The sequence below is a fragment of the Streptomyces odonnellii genome (assembly GCF_000981895.1).
In the GTDB taxonomy this organism is placed as follows: Bacteria; Actinomycetota; Actinomycetes; order Streptomycetales; family Streptomycetaceae; genus Streptomyces; species Streptomyces odonnellii.
This window is the reverse complement of sequence record NZ_LATD01000287.1, coordinates 1-19897: the sequence shown is the minus strand read 5'-3', so window position 1 is coordinate 19897 and position 19897 is coordinate 1. Positions and strand designations below refer to the sequence as shown.

The window sequence follows — 19897 nt, the reverse complement described above, 5'->3', positions numbered from 1 at the left end:
TATTCATCCGGACAGGATGTGAATAGATCAGCCAACATCCGATCGATATCGAGGAGGCGACATCGCCATGTCGGGACCCCGACCCGTACGGGCACCGCGCGGTACGGAACTGAGCGCCCTGGGATGGCAGCAGGAAGCCGCCCTCCGCATGCTCCAGAACAACCTCGACCCCGAGGTCGCCGAACACCCCGACAAACTCGTCGTCTACGGAGGCACCGGCAAGGCCGCCCGCGACTGGCGCTCCTTCGACGCCATGGTCCGTACGCTGCGCACGCTCAAGCAGGACGAGACGATGCTCGTCCAGTCCGGCCGTCCGGTCGGTGTGATGCAGACCCACGAGTGGGCGCCGCGCGTGCTGCTCGCCAACTCCAATCTGGTCGGCGACTGGGCGAACTGGGAGGAGTTCCGGCGCCTCGAAGCCCTGGGGCTCACCATGTACGGGCAGATGACGGCCGGGTCCTGGATCTACATCGGCACCCAGGGCATCCTCCAGGGCACCTATGAGACCTTCGCCGCCGTCGCCGCCAAGCTGCACGCGAGCGGCAAGGGCGGAGCCGACGGGACGCTGGCGGGCACGATCACCCTCACCGCCGGGCTGGGCGGGATGGGCGGTGCCCAGCCGCTGGCAGTGACCATGAACGGCGGGGTGGCGATCTGTATCGACTGCGACCCGCGCGCCATCGAGCGCCGTATCGGACACCGCTATCTCGATGTGAAGGCCGACAACCTGGCGCACGCCCTCCAGCTCGCGACCGAGGCGCGCGACGCGCGCCGGCCGCTCTCCATCGGACTGCTCGGCAACGCGGCCGAGCTGCTGCCCCGGATGCTCGCCGAGGGCGCCCCGATCGACATCGTCACCGACCAGACCTCGGCGCACGACCCGCTGGCGTATCTGCCGACCGGCGTCGACTTCGACGACATGGCCTCGTACGCCGCCTCGAAGCCCGCCGACTTCACCCGGCGCGCCCGGGAGTCGATGGCCCGGCACGTGGAGGCGATGGTCGGCTTCATGGACGCGGGCGCCGAGGTCTTCGACTACGGGAACTCCATCCGCGGCGAGGCCCAACTCGCCGGATACGACCGGGCCTTCGCCTTCCCCGGCTTCGTACCCGCCTATATCCGGCCGCTGTTCTGCGAGGGCAAGGGACCGTTCCGCTGGGCGGCCCTGTCCGGCGAGGCGTCCGACATCCACAAGACCGACAAGGCGATCCTCGATCTCTTCCCGGAGAACGAGTCGCTGCGCCGCTGGATCACCCTGGCGGGCGAGCGCGTCCACTTCCAGGGCCTGCCCGCCCGGATCTGCTGGCTCGGCTACGGCGAGCGCGACAAGGCGGGCGAGCGCTTCAACGACATGGTCGCCTCCGGTGAACTCGCCGCACCGGTCGTCATCGGCCGCGACCACCTCGACTGCGGCTCGGTCGCCTCCCCGTACCGCGAGACGGAGGCGATGCTCGACGGCTCCGACGCGATCGCAGACTGGCCCCTGCTCAACGCCATGGTCAATGTCGCCTCCGGTGCCTCCTGGGTCTCCCTCCACCACGGCGGGGGCGTCGGCATGGGCCGCTCGATCCACGCGGGCCAGGTCACCGTCGCGGACGGCACGCGGCTCGCGGGCGAGAAGATCCGCCGCGTCCTCACCAACGACCCCGGCATGGGCGTCATCCGCCATGTCGACGCCGGCTACGACCTCGCGGAATCGGTCGCCGAGAACCGCGAGGTCCGTATCCCGATGCGTGAAAGCGCCACCGTCGCGGCCGCGCCCCAGGACGGCCGGGCATGACCTCCGAGGCGATTTCCGGGGCCCCGGGCGGTACGACCCCGGGCGCGGGAGCGGTGGCCGCCGGGACGGCGGCCGGAGCTGGGTCTCGCCATGCCCGTCAGGGCGAGGAGTCAGTGGCACGAGGTGCCTCCTTTCATGAGATGTGGCGCGAACTCGCGCCGCTCGGGCGGGACTCCGGCAGCGGCGGCTACCGCCGTTACGCGTGGACCGGTGCCGATGCCGACTCCCGGGCATGGTTCCGGGCGCAGGCCGAGAGCCGGGGGCTGGGATACGAGGTCGACCGGAACGGCAACCAGTGGGCCTGGCTTGGTGATCCGCTAGCCGGCGACGCCGTCGTCACGGGCTCGCATCTCGACTCCGTACCGGACGGCGGCGCCTTCGACGGACCGCTCGGAGTGGTGTCCTCCTTCGCCGCGCTCGATGAACTGCGCCGCAGGGGAGCGCGGTTCACCAGGCCGGTCGCCATCGCCAACTTCGGCGACGAGGAGGGCGCCCGCTTCGGGCTCGCCTGCGTCGGCTCCCGGCTCACCGCCGGACAGCTCACCGCCGACCGGGCCCAGGAGCTGCGCGACGCCGACGGTGTCCCGCTGCCCCGGGCGATGGAGAGCGCGGGCTACGACCCGTCCGCCATCGGGCCCGACCCCGAACGGCTCGCCCGTATCGGCGCGTTCGTCGAGCTGCATGTCGAACAGGGCCGCGCCCTCGACCTCTCCGGCGATCCCCTCGGTATCGCGTCCGCGATCTGGCCGCACGGCCGCTGGCGGTTCGACTTCCACGGCGAGGCCAACCACGCGGGCACCACCCGCCTCGCCGACCGCCGCGACCCGATGCTGACATACGCCGAGACCGTCCTCGCCGCCCGGCGCGAGGCGGAACTCGCCGGAGCCGTCGCCACCTTCGGCAAGGTCTCCGTCGAGCCCAACGGAGTCAACGCCATCCCCTCCCTCGTCCGTGGCTGGCTGGATTCCCGCGCCGCCGACCAGTCCGTGCTGGACACCGTGGTCGCCGGGATCGAGGCCGCCGCCCGCGACCGTGCCGAGCGGGCCGGTGTCGATCTGCGGGTCGTACGCGAGTCCTTCACCCCCGTCGTCGAATTCGAGCACGCCCTGCGGGACGAACTCGGCCGGATCCTGAGCCACCGCACCGGCGCCCCCGTCCCGGTGCTCGGCACGGGCGCGGGACATGACGCGGGTATTCTGTCCGGCTCCATCCCCACCGCCATGCTGTTCGTACGGAACCCGACCGGCGTCTCGCACTCCCCGGCCGAGTCCGCGGCCGAGGACGACTGCGTGGCCGGGATCCTGGCACTCGCCGACGTACTGGAAGGACTCGCGTGCACATGACGCACCCGGCACCGGCAGCACGAGCGGCGGCACCGGACACCCCCCGGGCGGTGGCCCAGTCCAGGCCCGCGCGGCCCACCGCGGCACCCGGGCGGACCCGGATCACGGTGCCCGGCGAGATCGCCGAGGCCACCCAGGTCACCCAGGTCACCCGGGGCACCGGGGACGCCCCCGACCCCCGCCCGGCCCAGGACACACCCGGCGCGCCCGGAGTCACCTACTGGCTGGAACACGCCTGGCTCGACAGCCATGTCGAACCGGGCGTCGCCGTCCGCGTCAACACCGGGAACGGGCGCATCACCGAGGTACGCACCGGTGTCACCACCCCGCCCCCCGGCGCGGCCGTACTGCGCGGATTGACCGTGCCCGGCCTGGCCAACGCCCACTCCCACGCCTTCCACCGCGCCCTGCGCTCCACCGTCCAGGTCGGCTCCGGCACCTTCTGGACCTGGCGCGATGTCATGTACGGCTTCGCCGCGCGGCTCACCCCCGACTCGTATCACGCGCTGGCCCGCGCCGTGTACGCGGAGATGGCGCTGGCCGGCATCACGGCCGTCGGTGAGTTTCACTATCTGCATCACGCGCCGGACGGCACGCCCTACACCGACCCGAACGCGATGGGCGAGGCCCTGATCGCCGCCGCCGCCGAGGCCGGGATCCGCATCACGCTCCTCGACACCGCCTATCTCTCCTCGGCCATCACCAAGCGGGCCGGCGGGGCACCGCCCGAGCGCCACCAGCTCCGCTTCTCCGACGGCACCGCCGACGCCTGGGCAGAGCGCGCCTCCGCGCTCAAGGACAGCGACCACGCCCTGATCGGCGCGGCCATCCACTCCGTACGCGCCGTCCCCGCGGACCAGCTCGCCACCGTCGCCGCATGGGCGGAGGCACGCCGGGCCCCGCTCCATGTCCATCTCTCCGAGCAGACCGCCGAGAACGAGGCCTGCCTGGCCGTGCACGGCCGTACCCCTGCCCGGCTCCTCGCCGACCACGGTGTCCTGGGCGCCCGCACCACCGGCGTCCACAACACCCATCTCGCCGACGAGGACATCGCCCTGCTGGGCACCGCCCGTACCGGCACCTGTATGTGCCCCACCACGGAACGCGATCTGGCCGACGGCACCGGTCCCGCGGGCCGCCTCCAGCGCGCGGGCTCGCCGCTGTCGCTGGGCAGCGACAGCCATGCCGTGATCGACATCCTCGAAGAGGCCCGTGCCATGGAGCTCAACGAGCGGCTGCGCTCCCGCACCCGCGGCCACTGGACCGCGGCGGCTCTCCTGCACGCCGCCACCGCGGGCGGCCACGCGGCGCTCGGGCGCCCGGAGGCGGGCCGGATCGAGACCGGCGCGCTCGCGGATCTCGCGACGATCGCGCTGGACTCGGTCAGAACAGCGGGACCGCTGCCACGGCTCGGAGCGGAGACCGCCGTATTCGCCGCCTCCGCGGCGGACGTACGCCACACGATCGTGGGCGGCCGCCATCTCGTACGCGACGGAGTCCACTCCCTTGTCCCCGACGTGCCCGCGGCGCTCGCCACGGCCGTCGGAGCCCTGCGCGGCTGACCCCGCCCGTACCGTCCGTACCGCCGACACGCCCCACCGCGCCCGTGACGCGGCTGCCGAAGCCGCCGGAGGAGAGCACCCCCGCCATGAGCAGCCCCACCACGGCCGCCACCACGGCCACGACGACCACCGCCATCACTAACATCGCCACTCTGGTCACCAACGACCCCTCCCTCGGTGACGGAACCCCCATCGGTCTGATCCAGGACGCGGCCGTCGTCATCGACGGCGACCGCATCGTCTGGGTCGGTGAATCAAGCAAAGCACCCGCCACTGACAACGCCGTCGACGCGGGCGGCCGGGCCGCCGTTCCCGGCTTCGTGGATTCCCACTCCCATCTCGTCTTCGCGGGCGACCGCACCCAGGAGTTCAACGCCCGGATGTCCGGACGCGCCTACTCCGCAGGCGGCATCCGCACCACCGTCGCCGCCACCCGTGCCGCCACCGACGCCGAGCTGGACGCTAATGTCGCGCGCTATCTCGGCGAGGCGCTGCGCCAGGGCACCACCACCCTGGAGACCAAGTCCGGCTACGGCCTGACCGTCGAGGACGAGGCCCGCGCCCTCCGTATCGCCCGCGAGCGCACCGAGGAGGTCACCTACCTCGGCGCGCACATCGTCCCGCCCGAGTACGCGGACGACCCCGCCGCGTATGTCGCCCTCGTGACCGGCGAGATGCTCGACGCCTGCGCCCCGCACGCCCGTTGGATCGATGTCTTCTGCGAGGAGGGCGCCTTCGACGGCGACCAGGCCCGCGCGATCCTCGCCGCGGGCCTGGCCAGGGGGCTGCACCCCCGCGTCCACGCCAACCAGCTCTCCTACGGCCCCGGTGTCCGGCTCGCCGTCGAACTGGACGCCGCCTCCGCCGACCACTGCACCCATCTCACCGACGCCGACATCGACGCCCTCGCCCACAGCGGCACCGTGGCCACCCTGCTCCCCGGCGCGGAGTTCTCCACCCGCGCCGCCTGGCCGGACGCCCGCCGCCTGCTCGACGCGGGCGCGACCGTCGCGCTCTCCACCGACTGCAATCCGGGCTCGTCCTTCACCTCGTCCATGCCGTTCTGCATCGCCCTCGCCGTGCGGGACATGGGTATGACCCCGGACGAGGCGGTCTGGTCGGCCACCGCGGGCGGCGCGGCGGCCCTGCGCCGCCAGGACATCGGCCGTATCACCCCCGGCGCCCGCGCCGATCTCGTCCTTCTCGACGCCCCGAGCCATGTCCATCTCGCCTACCGCCCGGGAGTCCCCCTCGTCTCCTCCGTCTGGCAGCGCGGTAACCGTACGCACTGACGCACAGACGCACCGCCGCCGATCTGCCCCCTGGCCCGTCTGCTTCCTGACCCGTCGACGCCGGTCCGCCGACCCGGAACCGGCGTCGTCGGAGCGGCCAATTCAAGTCACCCTTTCAGTACGGCGACCTCGTCGATCCTCGGCCGCAGCCGCTGCACCGCGCGCGTCTTCGCGTACGGCTTCAGCCGCCGCCGCATCGTTTCGAAGTGCTCGTCTCCACGTGCCGAGGACACGTGTTCGTAGTCGTCCAGGAACTGCCACCAGCTTCCGCACGCGGCCTCAAGATGGCCGAGTTCCAACTGGCGCTGGGCCAGCACGGCGAGGAAGTGCACCCTGCCCTGGCGCTCGTTCTTCTGCTGTGCCTTCAACGACTGCTGGAGCGCCGAGATCGACCCCGGCAGATCCTTGAACTCGTAGAGCACGTGCGACACATGGAAGAGATAGGCGGTCTGGTCGTAACCGCCGATCGAATCGCGCCGGTTGTCCGCCTTGGTCAGGGCGGTCTCGGTCTCGCGCAGTCGCGTGAAGGCCTGGCGCTTGTCGCCGACCATCGAGGCGGCATGGGCCTGCTGCCCCGACAGAAACGCCTGAAGGCGCGGCTCCGCCTTCGGGGAGGCCTCGGCGGCCGAGTCGGCGAGTTCCAGGGCGCGTCTTCCGTACCCCAGATTCGACGCCTGGAGTGACATGCCGCGCAGGGTGCGGCAGTACGTGACGTGATCCCCGGCGGCACCCGCCAGTTCGAGCGCCCTGAGGTAGTACCGCTGCCCCAGACCGTGCGCGCGCTCGTACATCGCCATCCACCCCGTCAGGTAGACGAGATCGGACGCGGCGGCCAGCATGTCGTTCCGCACCCCTTCCGCGGCCTCCGCTTTCAGCCATGGCATCACCGTGTTCACCAGGAACGCGGCGGCCATCGGGCGCGCGTGACCGCCCCCGAGTTCATCCAGGATGTTGGCGATCCGGTCCGTCATCGTGCGTACGGCCTGCACTTGCGGCGCGCCGATCCGGACCGTCCGCTTCCCCGGGGCGGCCGGCGGCGGTGTGGCGGCCTGCGCCAGATCGGGAAAAAGCGGTACGACCACGGCGGCCGAGAACAGACCCGCCGCGATCAGGCCACGACGCGACGGATCCATGTCCGCCCGCCCCATGTCCACAAGTTCTTCAAGAGTGTTGACACGGGCCTGGTCGGGGCCCGTCGGCGAGGTGTGAATCGACGTTTCTGCAGAGCTGTGCGAAGCCGTTCGAGCTGCGGAATGGCCGGTCGAAGCCACTACGAGACCGGCTTCCGAGTGGGTCACCGGCCGGTTGAGCTTGCGGGCGAACGCCTCCAGTATCAGGGGCCTGACCTGCTCCTTCGGCATGGTGCCCGCGACCCAGTGAGACACCGCCGACTGGTCGTAACGGAGTTCGAGACCAGCTTCCGCCCCCATGCGGTTGATGATCTGTGCGAATTGTGAACGGGACCACTTCGCCTGCTCAAGCAGGCAGGCCAGCCCGGTATTGGGTGTGCGTGAGTTACTCGCCATGCTCTCAACTCCCCCAGTGCGTTCATGGCTTTCATTCTCAGACCTTCTTCCACGGTACTCGTGAAGGCTGATAACGCGGTTTTCTCTTCGTAGACGCCGATCACACGAAGACGGGGGCCAGGGTGACCACAGTGACAGACCACAGAGCCGGCAGCACAGACGAAAACGCGCACACCGAGGCCATGGCCCACGATGCCATCGCCATAACCGTGGCCTTTGACGCGATCGCCTTTGACGCCGACCGCGCCCTGGCCCCTCACCGTCTGATGCCGCCGCCGGGGGAGATCGCCGATCTCACCGACCGGCTCATCGCCCATGGAGCGCGGCTCGTGGGCGTTGTCAAGACCGTCCCCGAGGCGGAGCACTCGGTACGGGCCAAGGGCGCGCTCAAGGACTGGTACGACCTGACCGAGAGCGGCGCAGGCCACGGGGCCATGGCCAACTGGATGCACATGCGCGCCCTGGCCCGGATGTGCCGCACATTCATGGACTATCTGCGTGAGCGCGAAGGGCGAGGCCGGCCATGACTCCTGAGGCGAAGCACCAGACCTGGTTCGTCGTGGCGGTCTGCACGCTCGGACTGACGATCGCGCTGGCCGTGGGACTGCGGCTATGACGTCCGGGGCCAGGGGTGTCCGCACCTGTCCATGACGTCCATGACCACCCGAGATGAGTACAGTCGGATGAGTACGTGAGCTGACTGATCACCCGGACCGAACTGGGGACCGACTGCCCGGACTACCCCAGCGTCACGGGCAGTTCGCTCACGCTGTTGCCCACGAAGCTCCGCTGACGCGGCAGTTCCGCTTCCTCGGCCGCTACCTTCAGGTGGGGGAAGCGGGTGAACAACCGCCTCAGGGCGATCGTGGTCTCCAGCCTCGCCAGCGGTGCTCCCAGGCAGTAGTGCGCGCCATGCCCCAATGAGAGATGACGGGTCGTGGCGGATGACGGGCGGCCGGTGAGAGTGAAACGGTCCGCGTCGGGCCCATGGGCCGACGGGTCGCGGCCGGCCGCCGAATAACCGGCCAGGACCGGGGTGCCGCGCGGGATCAGCGTGCCGGCCACGGTCAGATCGCGGGTCGGATAGCGGAACGGGAAGTAACTCACCGGACTGTCCCAGCGCAGGGTCTCCTCCACCGCGTCCGCCCAGTCGGCGCGGCCCGTCAGCAGCAGATCGAGCTGCTCGCGATGGGAGCAGAGCGCGCGGACGGCGTTGGTGATCAGGTTCAGGGTGGTCTCATGCCCCGCGACGATCATCAGGAGGAGTGTGCCGAGGAGTTCGGACTCGCTCAGCCGGTCGGCGCCCGCACGTCCGGCCGCATCCGGGGCCGCTTCCAAGGCTTCCTGGGTCTTCGAGGCTTCCGCCGCCTCCGCTGCTTCAGCGCGTACGGCTATCAGCGCACTCGTCAGGTCGTCGCCCGGCTCCGCCCTCCGCGAGGCCAGCACCGCGCCCAGCACCGCCACCATCTCCCGGTTGGCCGTCATCGCCTCCTCGGGGCCTATGTCCGTACGCACCAGGTCGGTCGACAGGGCATGCAGCCGGTCCCTGAACTCCACGTCCACGCCCAGCAGTTCGCTGATCACATTCATGGGCAGCGGAAGCGCGAAGCGTTCACGCAGATCGACCACACCACCGCTCGCGCCGGCCGCCGCCGCGGCCAGGCCGTCCAGCAGCTCGTCGGTCAGCTCCTCGATCCGCGGCCGCAGCGCCTCCACCCGCCGCGCGGTGAACGCCGTGCTCACCAGTGAGCGCAGCCTCCGGTGGTCCGCTCCGTCCGCCGTCGTCATGCCCCGTACGGTCGCGAAGGTCTTCAGCGGCCAGCCGTCCGGAATCCGCCCCTCCCGCAGCGCCGTGAAGTGCTCGGGGCCCTTCGCGACATCCGGGTGGCCGGTGAACTCCTTCAGCGCCTCGTGCCCGAGCACGGCCATCGCGGGTATGCCGCCGGGGAGCACGACCCGGGCCACGGCACCCTCTGTGAGCAGCGCGGCATTGGCGGCATGCGGACAACCGCCCGCCGGATCCATGCGGTGTGGCGCGGTCAAGGGAACCTCCTCCCGGGCGAGCGAGCTGTGCGGTCACGTGAGTCCTGGAACCATTCCTGCGGGTCGATCCTATGAGCGATCGGGCCGCTTCGGACAGTAGTTGTTCGGCCTCTGGCGAATGGCCGCCATGGTCTGTCCGGGAGCGATTTGGGTCGGTACCGTCCTTTCGGTGGGGTTGGGGAACGGGGGGTCGAAATGAGTGAGGTACGCAGTGCCGCGCGCGGTCGGGCGCGCATTCGGATCACCGCGCCGGGGAGCTGGACGAGACCGAGATCGCGGCTTGGCGCGCGTTACGGGCCAGTTCCGGGGTGCCCGCGAGCCCCTTCATGGAACCGGAGTTCGCCCGTGCCGTCGGCAGCGTGCGGCCCACGGCGCGCGTCGCCGTCATACGGGAGGGCGGGGACGGATCCGGACACGGGGTCGCGTACAGGGATGGGTACGGCGGCGCGGACGGGCAGGGGTACGGCGAACCCGTCGGCTTCTTCCCGTATGAGACGGGCCCATTGGGGCAGGGCAGGGCCATCGGCTCCGGAGCGTCCGACGCGCAGGGGGCCGTGTGCCGTGCCGGCCTGCGGCTGCCGGCGCCGGAACTGCTGAAGGCATGCTCGCTCTCCGCCTGGGAGTTCGACAATCTGGAGGCGGGCCAGGAGCTGTTCGTGCCTTCGGCGGCCGAGGAGTTCGAGTCCCCGGTCATCGATGTCCGCGAGGGGTACGAGGCGTATGCGGCGGGGCTGCGCGCCCGGTCGCCCAAGTTCTTCAGGACGACGGCCGCGAAGGAGCGCAGGCTCGGCCGCCAGGCGGGCGCGGTCCGCTTCGTCTTCGACGAACGCGATCCGGCGGCGCTGCGCACCCTCATGGAGTGGAAGTCCGCGCAGTACCGCAGGACGGGTCGGCGCGACCGGTTCGCCAAGGAGTGGATCAGCGCACTCGTACGGCAGTTGGCCCGGACCAGGACACCGGGCTGCTCGGGGGTGCTCTCCGTGCTGTACGCGGCGGAGCGAGCCCCAGACGGCATGAGGGCATGTACACACACTCCCGGCCGAGGCGCTCACGCATCAGCCTCTCCAGCGCGGCGTACGGACCATGTGCCGTCTGCGCGGCATGTGTTGAGCGCACACCAAGAGCCATACGGGTCCCCCCTGCCCCGGGCTCAATGTGTCCCATACCGGACGCCCCGTCAATGGGGCGCCGGGCAGCGGCGGGCGGGGTCCCGGGCAGGCGCCGGTGCTACTCCTCCAGCGTCAGGCCCTCTCTGAGCCTGGTGAGGGTGCGGGAGAGCAGCCGGGACACATGCATCTGCGAGATGCCCAGTTCCTCACCGATCTCCGACTGGGTCATATTGGCGACAAAGCGGAGGGAGAGGATTTTACGGTCCCGTTGCGGAAGGCACGCGATCATCGGCTTCAGCGACTCGACGTACTCGATGCCTTCGAGGCCATGGTCCTCGTAGCCGATCCGGTCGGTGAGCGCGCCCTCGGTCTCGTGCTCCTCCGACTGCGCGTCGAGCGAACTCGCGGTGTACGCGTTGCTCGCCGCCATGCCCTCGACGGCCTCCTCGTGCGAGATGCCGAGGCGGTCGGCGAGTTCGGTGACGGTCGGAGCGCGGTCCAGCCGCTGGGACAGCTCGTCGCCGGCCCGCGCCAGATCGAGCCGGAGTTCCTGGAGTCTGCGCGGCACACGCACCGACCACGAGGTGTCGCGGAAGAAGCGTTTGATCTCGCCGACGATGGTCGGCATCGCGAAGGTGGGGAACTCGACGCCCCTGCTCAGCTCGAACCGGTCGATGGCCTTGATCAGCCCGATCGTGCCGACCTGGACGATGTCCTCCATCGGCTCGCTGCGGCCGCGGAACCGGCCCGCGGCGAACTTGACCAGGGCGACGTTGAGTTCGACCAGGGTGTTGCGGACGTACGCGTACTCGTGGGTGCCCTCTTCGAGGGATTCCAGCCGGGCGAAGAGGGTCTTGGACAGGGCCCGCGCGTCCATGGCGCGGACTTCGTCGAAGGGCGGGATCTCGGGCAGGCCCTCCAGACCGGCCGGATCCTCCGGAGCGGCCGGATTCTCCGGACCGGCGGGATCCTCGGTGGCCGTACCGGTGTCCGTGGACGGATGTCCGGGCGCGGGGGCGTGCTGCGCGGGGATCCGCCGCACGGTGGCCTGTCGTACGGGGAGCTTCGCTGCCGACGGCGCGTGGGGGGTACGCGATGCGTCGAGCCGGGGTGACATGGTCTCCTCCATCGTTCTCGGCGTGTGGGGGCCGCCGATGGTCGGTCGGGTGTGTCTCTCCTGGCCTTCTAGCCCTACCCGCTCCTTCCCGCCGTTGCAAGTGTAAATTGCTTAATTTGTCCGTATTGAGGGGGACTTCGAGTACCGGTGGCCGGATGAAAGGCGTAAAGTTCGATCGGCGATGGCAGGTGACAGACCCCATCCGCGACCCTCATCCGGCACATCCGACAACGGCGAAGAGGACGGGCATGGACCGCCAGACGGTCGGCAGCACGAACCGGGGCCGGCTCCGCGTCGAGGTCAGGACCGAGGGCCGGAGCGAGATAGTGGCCGTGGCGGGTGAGCTGGATCACCACACGGCGGAGCTGTTGCGGGCGCCCCTGGACGACGCCCTCGGGCGCGGCCGGGCGCGGCTGGTCATCGACTGTTCTGAGCTGGAGTTCTGTGATTCCACCGGACTCAATGTGCTGCTCGGTGCCCGCCTGAAGGCGGACGCCGCCGGGGGAGGGGTTCATCTGGCCGGCATGCTGCCCGTCGTGGCGCGGGTCTTCGAGATCACCGGCGCGGATGCCGTTTTCACCGTGCACGACACGCTCGAAGACGCCCTGGCCGACTGAGCCGGGGCCCTTCTTCCCGTCCATCGCGACCGGACACCTTTCTCTCACGGGAGAAGTGGGTGTTGTCACGATTCGGACGGGCAGAAGATCCCGGGCAGGCCGCACGGGAACCCGCACTCTCTGTAGTGATGTACTTCTCTCTGTGCTGATGTCCTGCGCGGATGTGTGGATGTGGCAGATGCGCGGATGTGTGGATGAAGTTCTGTGTCGATGAACTCGCGAACTGGTGAATCGGTGAGGTGAAGCGCTGATGAGCACCACCCGGCAGCCTCAGCCGGGCGACCTCGGCCCCGAGCCGCGGGAGCGGACGCTCGCGCTCTTCGGTGCCAGCGGTGTCGTCCCGCTGTCGCGCGACTTCACCCGCCAGGCGCTGCACGACTGGGGATGGCTCCCCGCCTCGACCGCGGACCGGCGGGCGGCGGCGGAGGACGTCCTGCTGGTCGTGTCCGAGCTGGTGACCAACGCCTGTCTGCACACCGAGGGGCCCGAGGGGCTGCGGGTGAGCTGTACGGCCAAGGTGCTGCGGCTGGAGGTCACCGACCGCGGTACGGGACAGCCGGCGCCCCGTACCCCGCACCGCGCGGGACGGCCCGGCGGGCACGGCATGTTCATCGTCCAGCGGCTCTGCCTGGACTGGGGCGTGCTGAGGACTCCCGGCGCGGCGGGCAAGACGGTGTGGGCGGAGCTGGCCGCGCCTCCGGCGTGACGCGCGTATACGGCCCGGACCGCGCCGGACGGGATGTGCCGGACACGGCCCGGTGAGGGCACGTACGCGAATGTGAACGTGCACACCCGGGCCCGGCCGCGCCGCCCGGGCCGGCGCCGTGGCCGACACCGGGCCGAGTGATCCGTACGGCGATCCGTACACCGACCCGTACCGGGATCGTTCCTGGCCGGCTCGGTACACGCGGCCCGGGGGCTGCCCTCCGCGGACTACCATCACCCCATGACCCGTGTACTGCTCGCCGAGGACGACGCTTCCATCTCGGAGCCGCTGGCCCGTGCCCTGCGTCGGGAGGGTTACGAGGTCGAGGTCCGCGAAGACGGCCCGACCGCGCTGGACGCCGGCCTCCAGGGCGGTGTCGATCTGGTCGTCCTCGACCTGGGCCTGCCCGGTATGGACGGCCTCGAAGTCGCCCGCAGACTGCGTGCCGAGGGCCACGCCGTACCGATCCTGGTGCTGACCGCCCGCGCCGACGAGGTCGACACAGTGGTCGGCCTGGACGCCGGGGCCGACGACTATGTGACCAAGCCGTTCCGGCTCGCCGAACTGCTCGCGCGGGTACGGGCGCTGCTCCGCCGCGGCGCCGCCGACCCCGTACCCGCTCCCGCCACCCATGGCGTACGGATCGATGTCGAGTCCCACCGAGCCTGGATGGGCGACGAGGAACTCCAGCTCACCGCCAAGGAGTTCGACCTGCTGCGGGTCCTCGTGCGGGACGCCGGCCGGGTCGTCACCCGTGACCAGCTCATGCGTGAGGTCTGGGACACCACCTGGTGGTCCTCGACCAAGACCCTGGACATGCACATCTCCTGGCTGCGGAAGAAGCTCGGCGACGATGCCGCGAATCCGCGCTACATCGCCACGGTGCGGGGCGTCGGCTTCCGTTTCGAGAAGAGCTGACGCCTTCGGGCCGTCACCGCACCACCCCGCCCGGAGGGCACCATGCGCCGTCGTCTGATCAGCTCCACGCTCGCCGTCGTCCTGGTGGTCATCGCGGTCTTCGGAGTGTCGCTCGTCATCGTCGAGACCCGGACGATCAGCAGCAGCGCCCAGGAGAGCGTGAACTACGAGGCCGGGCGACTGGTGAGCATCGTCGACAGCCGGCTTCTCGGCGGCGACAGCATCTCCGCCAAGGTCCTGTCCGAGCAGATCGACGCGACCCGGTACGCCAGGATCGAGATCCCCGGGCGGGCCCCCGTCGAGATCGGGGAGCGCCCCGCCGGCAGTGTCATCCGCGGCAGGGCCGTGGGCGAGGAGGGCGAGACCGTCGTCGTCGAGGAGGCGCGCTCCGCCATCACCCGAGAGGTCGGCAGAACCCTGCTGATCATCGGCGCGGTCGCCCTGCTGGCCGTCGTCGCCGCCGTCCTCCTCGCCGTACGGCAGGCCAACAGGCTGGCCTCCCCGCTCACCGATCTCGCGGAGACCGCCGAGCGCCTCGGCTCGGGCGACCCGCGCCCCAGACACCGGCGGTACGCGGTGCCCGAGCTGGACCGGGTCGCCGATGTCCTCGACTCCAGCGCCGAGCGCATCGCCCGCATGCTCACGGCCGAGCGGCGGCTCGCCGCGGACGCCTCGCATCAGCTCCGTACGCCCCTGACCGCGCTGTCCATGCGGCTGGAGGAGATCTCCGCCACCGATGACCTGGACACCGTGAAGGAGGAGGCGATGATCGCGCTGGCCCAGGTGGAGCGGCTGACCGATGTGGTGGAGCGGCTGCTCACCAATGCCCGCGACCCGCGGACCGGCTCGGCCGTCGCCTTCGATCTCGACGAGGTCGTCAAGCAGCAGATCGAGGAGTGGCGCCCGGCCTACCGCAGCGCCGGGCGCGCCATCGTCTGCTCGGGCCGGCAGGGCATGCGGGCCGTCGGCACCCCGGGCGCGGTGGCGCAGGTGCTGGCCGCGCTGATCGAGAACTCACTGATGCACGGCGGCGGTACGGTCGCCCTGCGCACCCGGGTCACCGGAAACCAGGCCGTGATCGAGGTGACCGACGAGGGCCCCGGCGTACCGGCCGACCTCGGGGCGCGTATTTTCGAGCGGACCATCAGCGGGCGCAACTCGACCGGGATCGGGCTGGCCGTGGCCCGCGATCTGGCCGAGGCGGACGGCGGGCGGCTGGAACTGCTCCAGCAGCAGCCGCCGGTCTTCGCGCTGTTCCTGAGCCGGGAGGCCGGTACGCGCAAGGCGCAGAAGGATCAGGACCGCCCGGTCCGCTGAGCCGGCCGGGGTCCGCCGGGTCAGGACCGCCGCTGACGTGCCAGTGCCCGGTCCCTTGCGCGCACATACCTCGTGGGCGTTGCCCCCGATGCCCGGGTCTGCGCGGTGGCCGCCGCCGGCTCCGTACCGGGCAGGGTCCTGAACACCCAGGTGCGGTACGACCAGAAACGGAAGAGCGTGGCGACACCGATGCCCAGGAACTTGAACACGTTGCTCTGGAGCGGGCCGTCCCAGCCGAATCCGTATGTCGCGGTGTACAGCACGCCGTTCTCGATCACCAGACCGGCCGCGCTGAACAGCAGGAAGAGCGAAAGCTCCTTCGTACGGCGGTTCTTGTCACGGTCCCGGTACGTGAAGTAGCGGAAGCCCACGTAGTTGAAGGCGATCGCCACGATCGTGGCCAGGACACTCGCCCGTACCACCGGCAGTTGGGTCGTGTGCCGTACGAGATTGAAGACCAGCAGATTGACCAGCAGGCCCGCGCCGCCCACCGCCCCGAACTTGGCCACCTCGCGTACGAGCCGGTCCAGTCGCACGCGGAGTGCGCCCCGTTCGCTCATATGCCCGCTCAGCCCCGTCCGGTCGACGTCAGTTCCGACCATGCTAACCAGCGCGTCTCACGGCCGCCTGAGCGACCGTACGTTACGTAAAGCGACGGTACGTAACAGCTCGCAGCGGGTGACGAACGGGCTCGTCGGCGCGGTGCCGCGGGGGCCGCGGACGCGCTCGCGGTCCGGTTCCGCCGGCTGCGGATACCCTGGGTGCGTGACGTTCCCGGTAGTCGGCATGGTCGGCGGCGGTCAGCTCGCCCGTATGACCCACGAGGCGGGCATCCCCCTCGGCCTCAGATTCAAGCTCCTCAGTGACACCCCCCAGGACTCCGCGGCCCAGGTGGTGAGCGAGGTCGTCATCGGCGACCATCGCGATCTGGACACGCTGCGTGACTTCGCGCGCGATTGTGACGTGATCACCTTCGATCACGAACATGTCCCGATCGAGCATCTGCGGGCACTGGAGGCGGACGGCATCCCCGTACGACCGGGTTCCGAGGCGCTGGTGCACGCCCAGGACAAGGGCGTGATGCGCGCCCGCCTCACCGAGCTCGGCGCTCCCTGCCCCCGTCACCGGATCGTCGCCGACCCCGCGGATGTCGCTGCCTTCGCGGCCGAGGTGGGCGGCTTCCCGGTGGTCGTCAAGACGGTGCGCGGCGGCTACGACGGCAAGGGCGTCTGGCTCGTACGGTCGGAGAGCGACGCCGAGCAGCCGTTCCGGGCCGGGGTGCCGGTGCTCGCCGAGGAGAAGGTCGACTTCGTACGGGAGCTGGCCGCGAACATAGTCCGCTCCCCGCACGGACAGGCCGTGGCCTATCCGGTGGTGGAGTCGCGGCAGGTCGACGGCGTGTGCGACACGGTCATCGCCCCCGCGCCCGGGCTGCCGGACGAACTGGCCGGCGAGGCCCAGCGGCTCGCGCTGCGGCTCGCCGCCGAGCTGGGGGTCGTCGGCCATCTCGCGGTGGAACTGTTCGAGGTGCGCGGCGAGGACGGGACACCCGGCATCCTCGTCAACGAACTCGCGATGCGCCCGCACAACTCGGGCCACTGGACCCAGGACGGCGCGATCACCTCGCAGTTCGCCAACCATGTACGGGCCGTGCTCGACCTGCCGCTCGGCGATCCGCGCCCGCGCGCGCCCTGGACGGTCATGTGCAATGTCCTCGGCGGCGACTACCCCGACATGTATGCCGCGTATCTGCACTGCATGGCCCGCGACCCGCAGTTGAAGATCCATATGTATGGCAAGGACGTGAAGCCCGGCCGCAAGGTGGGTCATGTCAACACCTACGGCGACGACTTGGACGACGTGCTGGAGCGCGCCCGTCACGCCGCCGGCTACCTCCGAGGAACGATCACAGAATGAGTTCTTCTCTCGCCGGACCTCCGCACCCGGGACCGGCCGTGGAACCGCCGGCCGGGCCGCTCGTCGGCGTCGTCATGGGCTCGGATTCCGACTGGCCCGTCATGGAGGCCGCCGCGAAGGCCCTGCACGAGTTCGAGATCCCGTACGAGGTCGACGTGGTCTCCGCGCACCGGATGCCGCGCGAGATGATCGCGTACGGCGAGGAGGCCGCCGGGCGCGGGCTGAAGGCGATCATCGCGGGCGCGGGCGGCGCGGCGCATCTGCCGGGCATGCTGGCCTCGGTGACCACGCTGCCGGTGATCGGCGTTCCCGTACCGCTCAAGTACCTCGACGGGATGGACTCGCTGCTGTCCATCGTGCAGATGCCGGCCGGGGTGCCGGTCGCGGCGGTCTCGGTGGGCGGCGCCCGGAACGCGGGGCTGCTGGCCGCCCGTATCCTCGCGGCCCACGACCCCGAACTGCGGGTCCGGATGCGGGAGTTCCAGCAGGACCTGAACGATCAGGCGACGGAGAAGGGAAAGCGGCTGCGCGCCAAGGCCGAGGGCGCGGACCACTTCGGATTCGGAAGGTGACGGCTGTGAACGCCCAGGACGCCACGCGGCCCCCCGCTCCCACCTCCGCTGATTCTTCCGCCGCTCCCCCTACCGCCGCTTCCCCTTCCGCCGACCGGTCTTCCGAGTTCCTCGGCGAGGCGATCGCGCTGCTCTCCGAGTACCCCGTGGTCGACGGCCACAACGATCTGCCCTGGGCGCTGCGCGAGCAGGTCCGCTACGACCTGGACGCGCTCGACATCGCCCGCGACCAGTCCGCCCGACTGCACACGGACATCCCCCGGCTGCGGCGCGGCGGCGTGGGCGGCCAGTTCTGGTCCGTGTACGTACGGTCCGACCAGGCCGGCGACGACGCGGTCAGCGCGACGCTCGAACAGATCGACGTCGTCGGCCAGTTGCTCGACCGCTACCCGCGCGAACTGGTCCGCGCGCTGACCGCCGACGACATGGAGGCCGCGCGGCGCGGCGGCAGGATCGCCTCGCTCATGGGCGCCGAGGGCGGCCACTCGATCAACAACTCCCTCGCGACCCTGCGCGCCCTCCACACTCTGGGGGTCCGCTATATGACCCTCACCCACAACGACAATGTGGCGTGGGCGGATTCGGCGACCGACGCCCCGGGCGTGGGCGGGCTCTCCGCCTTCGGGCGCGAGGTGGTCCGCGAGATGAACCGGACCGGCATGCTGGTCGACCTCTCGCATGTCGCCGCCACGACGATGCGGGACGCGCTCGCGGTGACCGAGGCGCCGGTGATCTTCTCGCACTCGTCGGCGCGCGCGGTCTGCGACCACCCGCGCAATGTCCCGGACGACGTACTGGAGTCGCTGCCCGCCAACGGCGGGGTCGCGATGGTCACCTTCGTACCGAAGTTCATCCTGCCCGCGGCGGTCGACTGGACGCGCGCGGCGGACGAGAACATGGCGGCGCACGGGCTGCACCCGCTGGACACCACGCCCGGGGCGATGAAGATCCACGAGGCCTTCGAGGCGGCCAACCCCCGCCCGGTCGCCACGGCGGCCACGGTCGCGGACCACTTGGACCATATGCGCGCGTGCGCGGGGATCGACCACATCGGTATCGGCGGCGACTTCGACGGTACGGCCTTCACCCCGCGCGGGCTGGACGATGTCTCGGGCTACCCGAACCTGATCGCGGAACTCCTCTCCCGCAAGTGGTCCACGGCGGATCTCGCCAAGCTGACGTGGCAGAACGCGGTGCGCGCGCTGCGTGGGGCGGAGGAGGCGGCACGGGGGGCACAGTCGGAACGGGGGCCGTCGATGGCGACGCTGGAGGAACTGGACGGCGGGCGGGCTCTTTAACGGGCTCGGTTCCCCCCTTTTTTGAGGGCTCGGTTCGCCTCCGGGCGCCTCAAGCCCCTGTCGACGGTCGACCGTGCTCGCGCCCCCCTTTTTTTTTGTGGCTCGGTTCGCCTCCGGGGCGCTACATGTCGGCGCCGACGGTCGACCGTGCTCGGGTCACTCGTACCTCGCGACCCTGCGCGCGCTCTCCCTTTCGGCACCGACCGCGCCCCTTCGGCTCACTCGCCGGGCCGACGACAGCAGCCCGGACATGTCCGCACCCCAGGCGGACCGACGGCAGCCCGGGTCATGTTCGTACCCCCGGGCGGTCGGGGTGACCGGGGCGGCTTCGGCGGGCTCGTATTGTCAGCCGGTCGTCAGCCGGCGCAGAGGCAGAAGGGGTGTCCCGCGGGGTCCGCGTAGACGCGGAAGGTGCGCGTACGGTCCGCCGCGTCCAGTACGGTCGCGCCGAGGGCCAGCACCTCCTTCTCCGCCGCGTCCAGATTCGTGACGTCCAGATCCAGATGGAACTGCTGCGAGCCGTTCGGCGAGGGCCAGGCCGGGGGTACGAAGCCGGGCGCGAGCTGGAACGCGAGCGTCGTCCCGCCCGTTCCGTTCAGCTCCACCCATTCCTCGCCGGCGTCCTCGACCTCCTCGATCTCGCCGCCCAGCACCTGGGCGTAGAAACCGGCGAGCGCGACGGGGTCGGGGCAGTCCAGGACGACGGTACCGAGCTTGGCGATGGCCATGGCGTTCTCCGTAAGTTGTTAGGCGGCCCGGGAGGGCCGGGTGTGGCTTATG

18 protein-coding genes are annotated in these 19897 nt (G+C 70.7%); 13 read left to right on the top strand and 5 right to left on the bottom strand.

Going from position 1 to position 19897, the window contains the following annotated elements:
- Positions 1–67 precede the first annotated feature (67 nt).
- The 4 genes from hutU (at position 68) to hutI (ending at position 5977) form a co-directional block, all read left to right on the top strand.
- Positions 68–1780 (top strand): urocanate hydratase, encoded by a 1713-nt coding sequence (gene hutU, locus WH07_RS25075; RefSeq protein WP_046504345.1) that lies wholly within the window; start codon positions 68–70, stop codon positions 1778–1780.
- A gap of 140 nt (positions 1781–1920) precedes the next feature.
- Entirely contained in the window at positions 1921–3123 is a 1203-nt protein-coding gene (locus tag WH07_RS25070; RefSeq protein ID WP_046504343.1) for an allantoate amidohydrolase, read from the top strand.
- Complete coding sequence (locus WH07_RS25065; protein ID WP_232789053.1) at positions 3120–4685, top strand: formimidoylglutamate deiminase; 1566 nt, start codon at positions 3120–3122, stop codon at positions 4683–4685. The genes WH07_RS25070 and WH07_RS25065 overlap by 4 nt, the downstream gene beginning before the upstream one ends.
- Positions 4686–4771: 86 nt before the next feature.
- The gene (gene hutI, locus WH07_RS25060) at positions 4772–5977 is read left to right on the top strand and encodes an imidazolonepropionase (protein ID WP_079023542.1); all 1206 of its coding nucleotides are present in this window, start codon (positions 4772–4774) and stop codon (positions 5975–5977) included.
- Between the two features lie 107 nt (positions 5978–6084).
- Here the strand turns inward: hutI and WH07_RS25055 are convergent, their stop codons facing one another.
- Positions 6085–7503 (bottom strand): hypothetical protein, encoded by a 1419-nt coding sequence (locus WH07_RS25055; RefSeq protein ID WP_046504334.1) that lies wholly within the window; start codon positions 7501–7503, stop codon positions 6085–6087.
- A 131-nt stretch (positions 7504–7634) separates the two neighbouring features.
- On the opposite strand from WH07_RS25055, the gene WH07_RS25050 reads away from it, so the two are divergent.
- Entirely contained in the window at positions 7635–8030 is a 396-nt protein-coding gene (locus WH07_RS25050) for a DUF6415 family natural product biosynthesis protein (protein ID WP_157877428.1), read from the top strand.
- 211 nt (positions 8031–8241) lie between these two features.
- Here the strand turns inward: WH07_RS25050 and WH07_RS25045 are convergent, their stop codons facing one another.
- Positions 8242–9528, bottom strand: coding sequence for a cytochrome P450 family protein (locus tag WH07_RS25045; protein ID WP_046504331.1), 1287 nt, complete (start codon positions 9526–9528; stop codon positions 8242–8244).
- 326 nt (positions 9529–9854) lie between these two features.
- Here WH07_RS25045 and WH07_RS25040 point away from each other — a divergent pair, with 326 nt between their 5' ends.
- The gene (locus WH07_RS25040; protein ID WP_232789052.1) at positions 9855–10802 is read left to right on the top strand and encodes a GNAT family N-acetyltransferase; all 948 of its coding nucleotides are present in this window, start codon (positions 9855–9857) and stop codon (positions 10800–10802) included.
- On the opposite strand, the gene WH07_RS25035 is transcribed toward WH07_RS25040, so the two are convergent.
- On the bottom strand, positions 10774–11772 hold the full coding sequence (locus WH07_RS25035; RefSeq protein WP_046504329.1) for an RNA polymerase sigma factor SigF: 999 nt from the start codon (positions 11770–11772) through the stop codon (positions 10774–10776). The genes WH07_RS25040 and WH07_RS25035 overlap by 29 nt on opposite strands.
- 248 nt (positions 11773–12020) lie before the next feature.
- On the opposite strand from WH07_RS25035, the gene WH07_RS25030 reads away from it, so the two are divergent.
- The 4 genes from WH07_RS25030 (at position 12021) to WH07_RS25015 (ending at position 15330) form a co-directional block, all read left to right on the top strand.
- Positions 12021–12389 (top strand): STAS domain-containing protein, encoded by a 369-nt coding sequence (locus WH07_RS25030; RefSeq protein WP_046504326.1) that lies wholly within the window; start codon positions 12021–12023, stop codon positions 12387–12389.
- Positions 12390–12639: 250 nt separating this feature from the next.
- A complete protein-coding gene (locus tag WH07_RS25025) occupies positions 12640–13095 on the top strand; it encodes an ATP-binding protein (RefSeq protein ID WP_046504324.1) in 456 nt (151 codons plus the stop codon).
- Between the two features lie 240 nt (positions 13096–13335).
- Positions 13336–14013 (top strand): response regulator transcription factor, encoded by a 678-nt coding sequence (locus tag WH07_RS25020; RefSeq protein WP_046504321.1) that lies wholly within the window; start codon positions 13336–13338, stop codon positions 14011–14013.
- A gap of 42 nt (positions 14014–14055) precedes the next feature.
- Positions 14056–15330: an ATP-binding protein gene (locus tag WH07_RS25015; RefSeq protein ID WP_046504318.1), complete on the top strand. Its 1275-nt coding sequence runs from the start codon at positions 14056–14058 to the stop codon at positions 15328–15330.
- A 20-nt stretch (positions 15331–15350) separates the two neighbouring features.
- Here WH07_RS25015 and WH07_RS25010 read toward each other — a convergent pair whose 3' ends face one another.
- Positions 15351–15890, bottom strand: coding sequence for a GtrA family protein (locus tag WH07_RS25010; RefSeq protein ID WP_046504316.1), 540 nt, complete (start codon positions 15888–15890; stop codon positions 15351–15353).
- A gap of 205 nt (positions 15891–16095) precedes the next feature.
- On the opposite strand from WH07_RS25010, the gene WH07_RS25005 reads away from it, so the two are divergent.
- The 3 genes from WH07_RS25005 to WH07_RS24995 all read left to right on the top strand — a co-directional run bounded on the left by WH07_RS25005 (position 16096) and on the right by WH07_RS24995 (position 19117).
- Positions 16096–17247 carry a 5-(carboxyamino)imidazole ribonucleotide synthase gene (locus tag WH07_RS25005; protein ID WP_046504313.1) on the top strand — a complete coding sequence of 384 codons (1152 nt, stop codon included), beginning with the start codon at positions 16096–16098 and terminating at the stop codon, positions 17245–17247.
- Positions 17244–17819, top strand: coding sequence for a 5-(carboxyamino)imidazole ribonucleotide mutase (purE, locus tag WH07_RS25000; RefSeq protein WP_046504310.1), 576 nt, complete (start codon positions 17244–17246; stop codon positions 17817–17819). The genes WH07_RS25005 and purE overlap by 4 nt, the downstream gene beginning before the upstream one ends.
- A 122-nt stretch (positions 17820–17941) precedes the next feature.
- Complete coding sequence (locus WH07_RS24995) at positions 17942–19117, top strand: dipeptidase (protein WP_046504389.1); 1176 nt, start codon at positions 17942–17944, stop codon at positions 19115–19117.
- 356 nt (positions 19118–19473) lie between these two features.
- Here the strand turns inward: WH07_RS24995 and WH07_RS24990 are convergent, their stop codons facing one another.
- Positions 19474–19845 carry a VOC family protein gene (locus WH07_RS24990; protein WP_046504307.1) on the bottom strand — a complete coding sequence of 124 codons (372 nt, stop codon included), beginning with the start codon at positions 19843–19845 and terminating at the stop codon, positions 19474–19476.
- Positions 19846–19897: the final 52 nt, after the last annotated feature.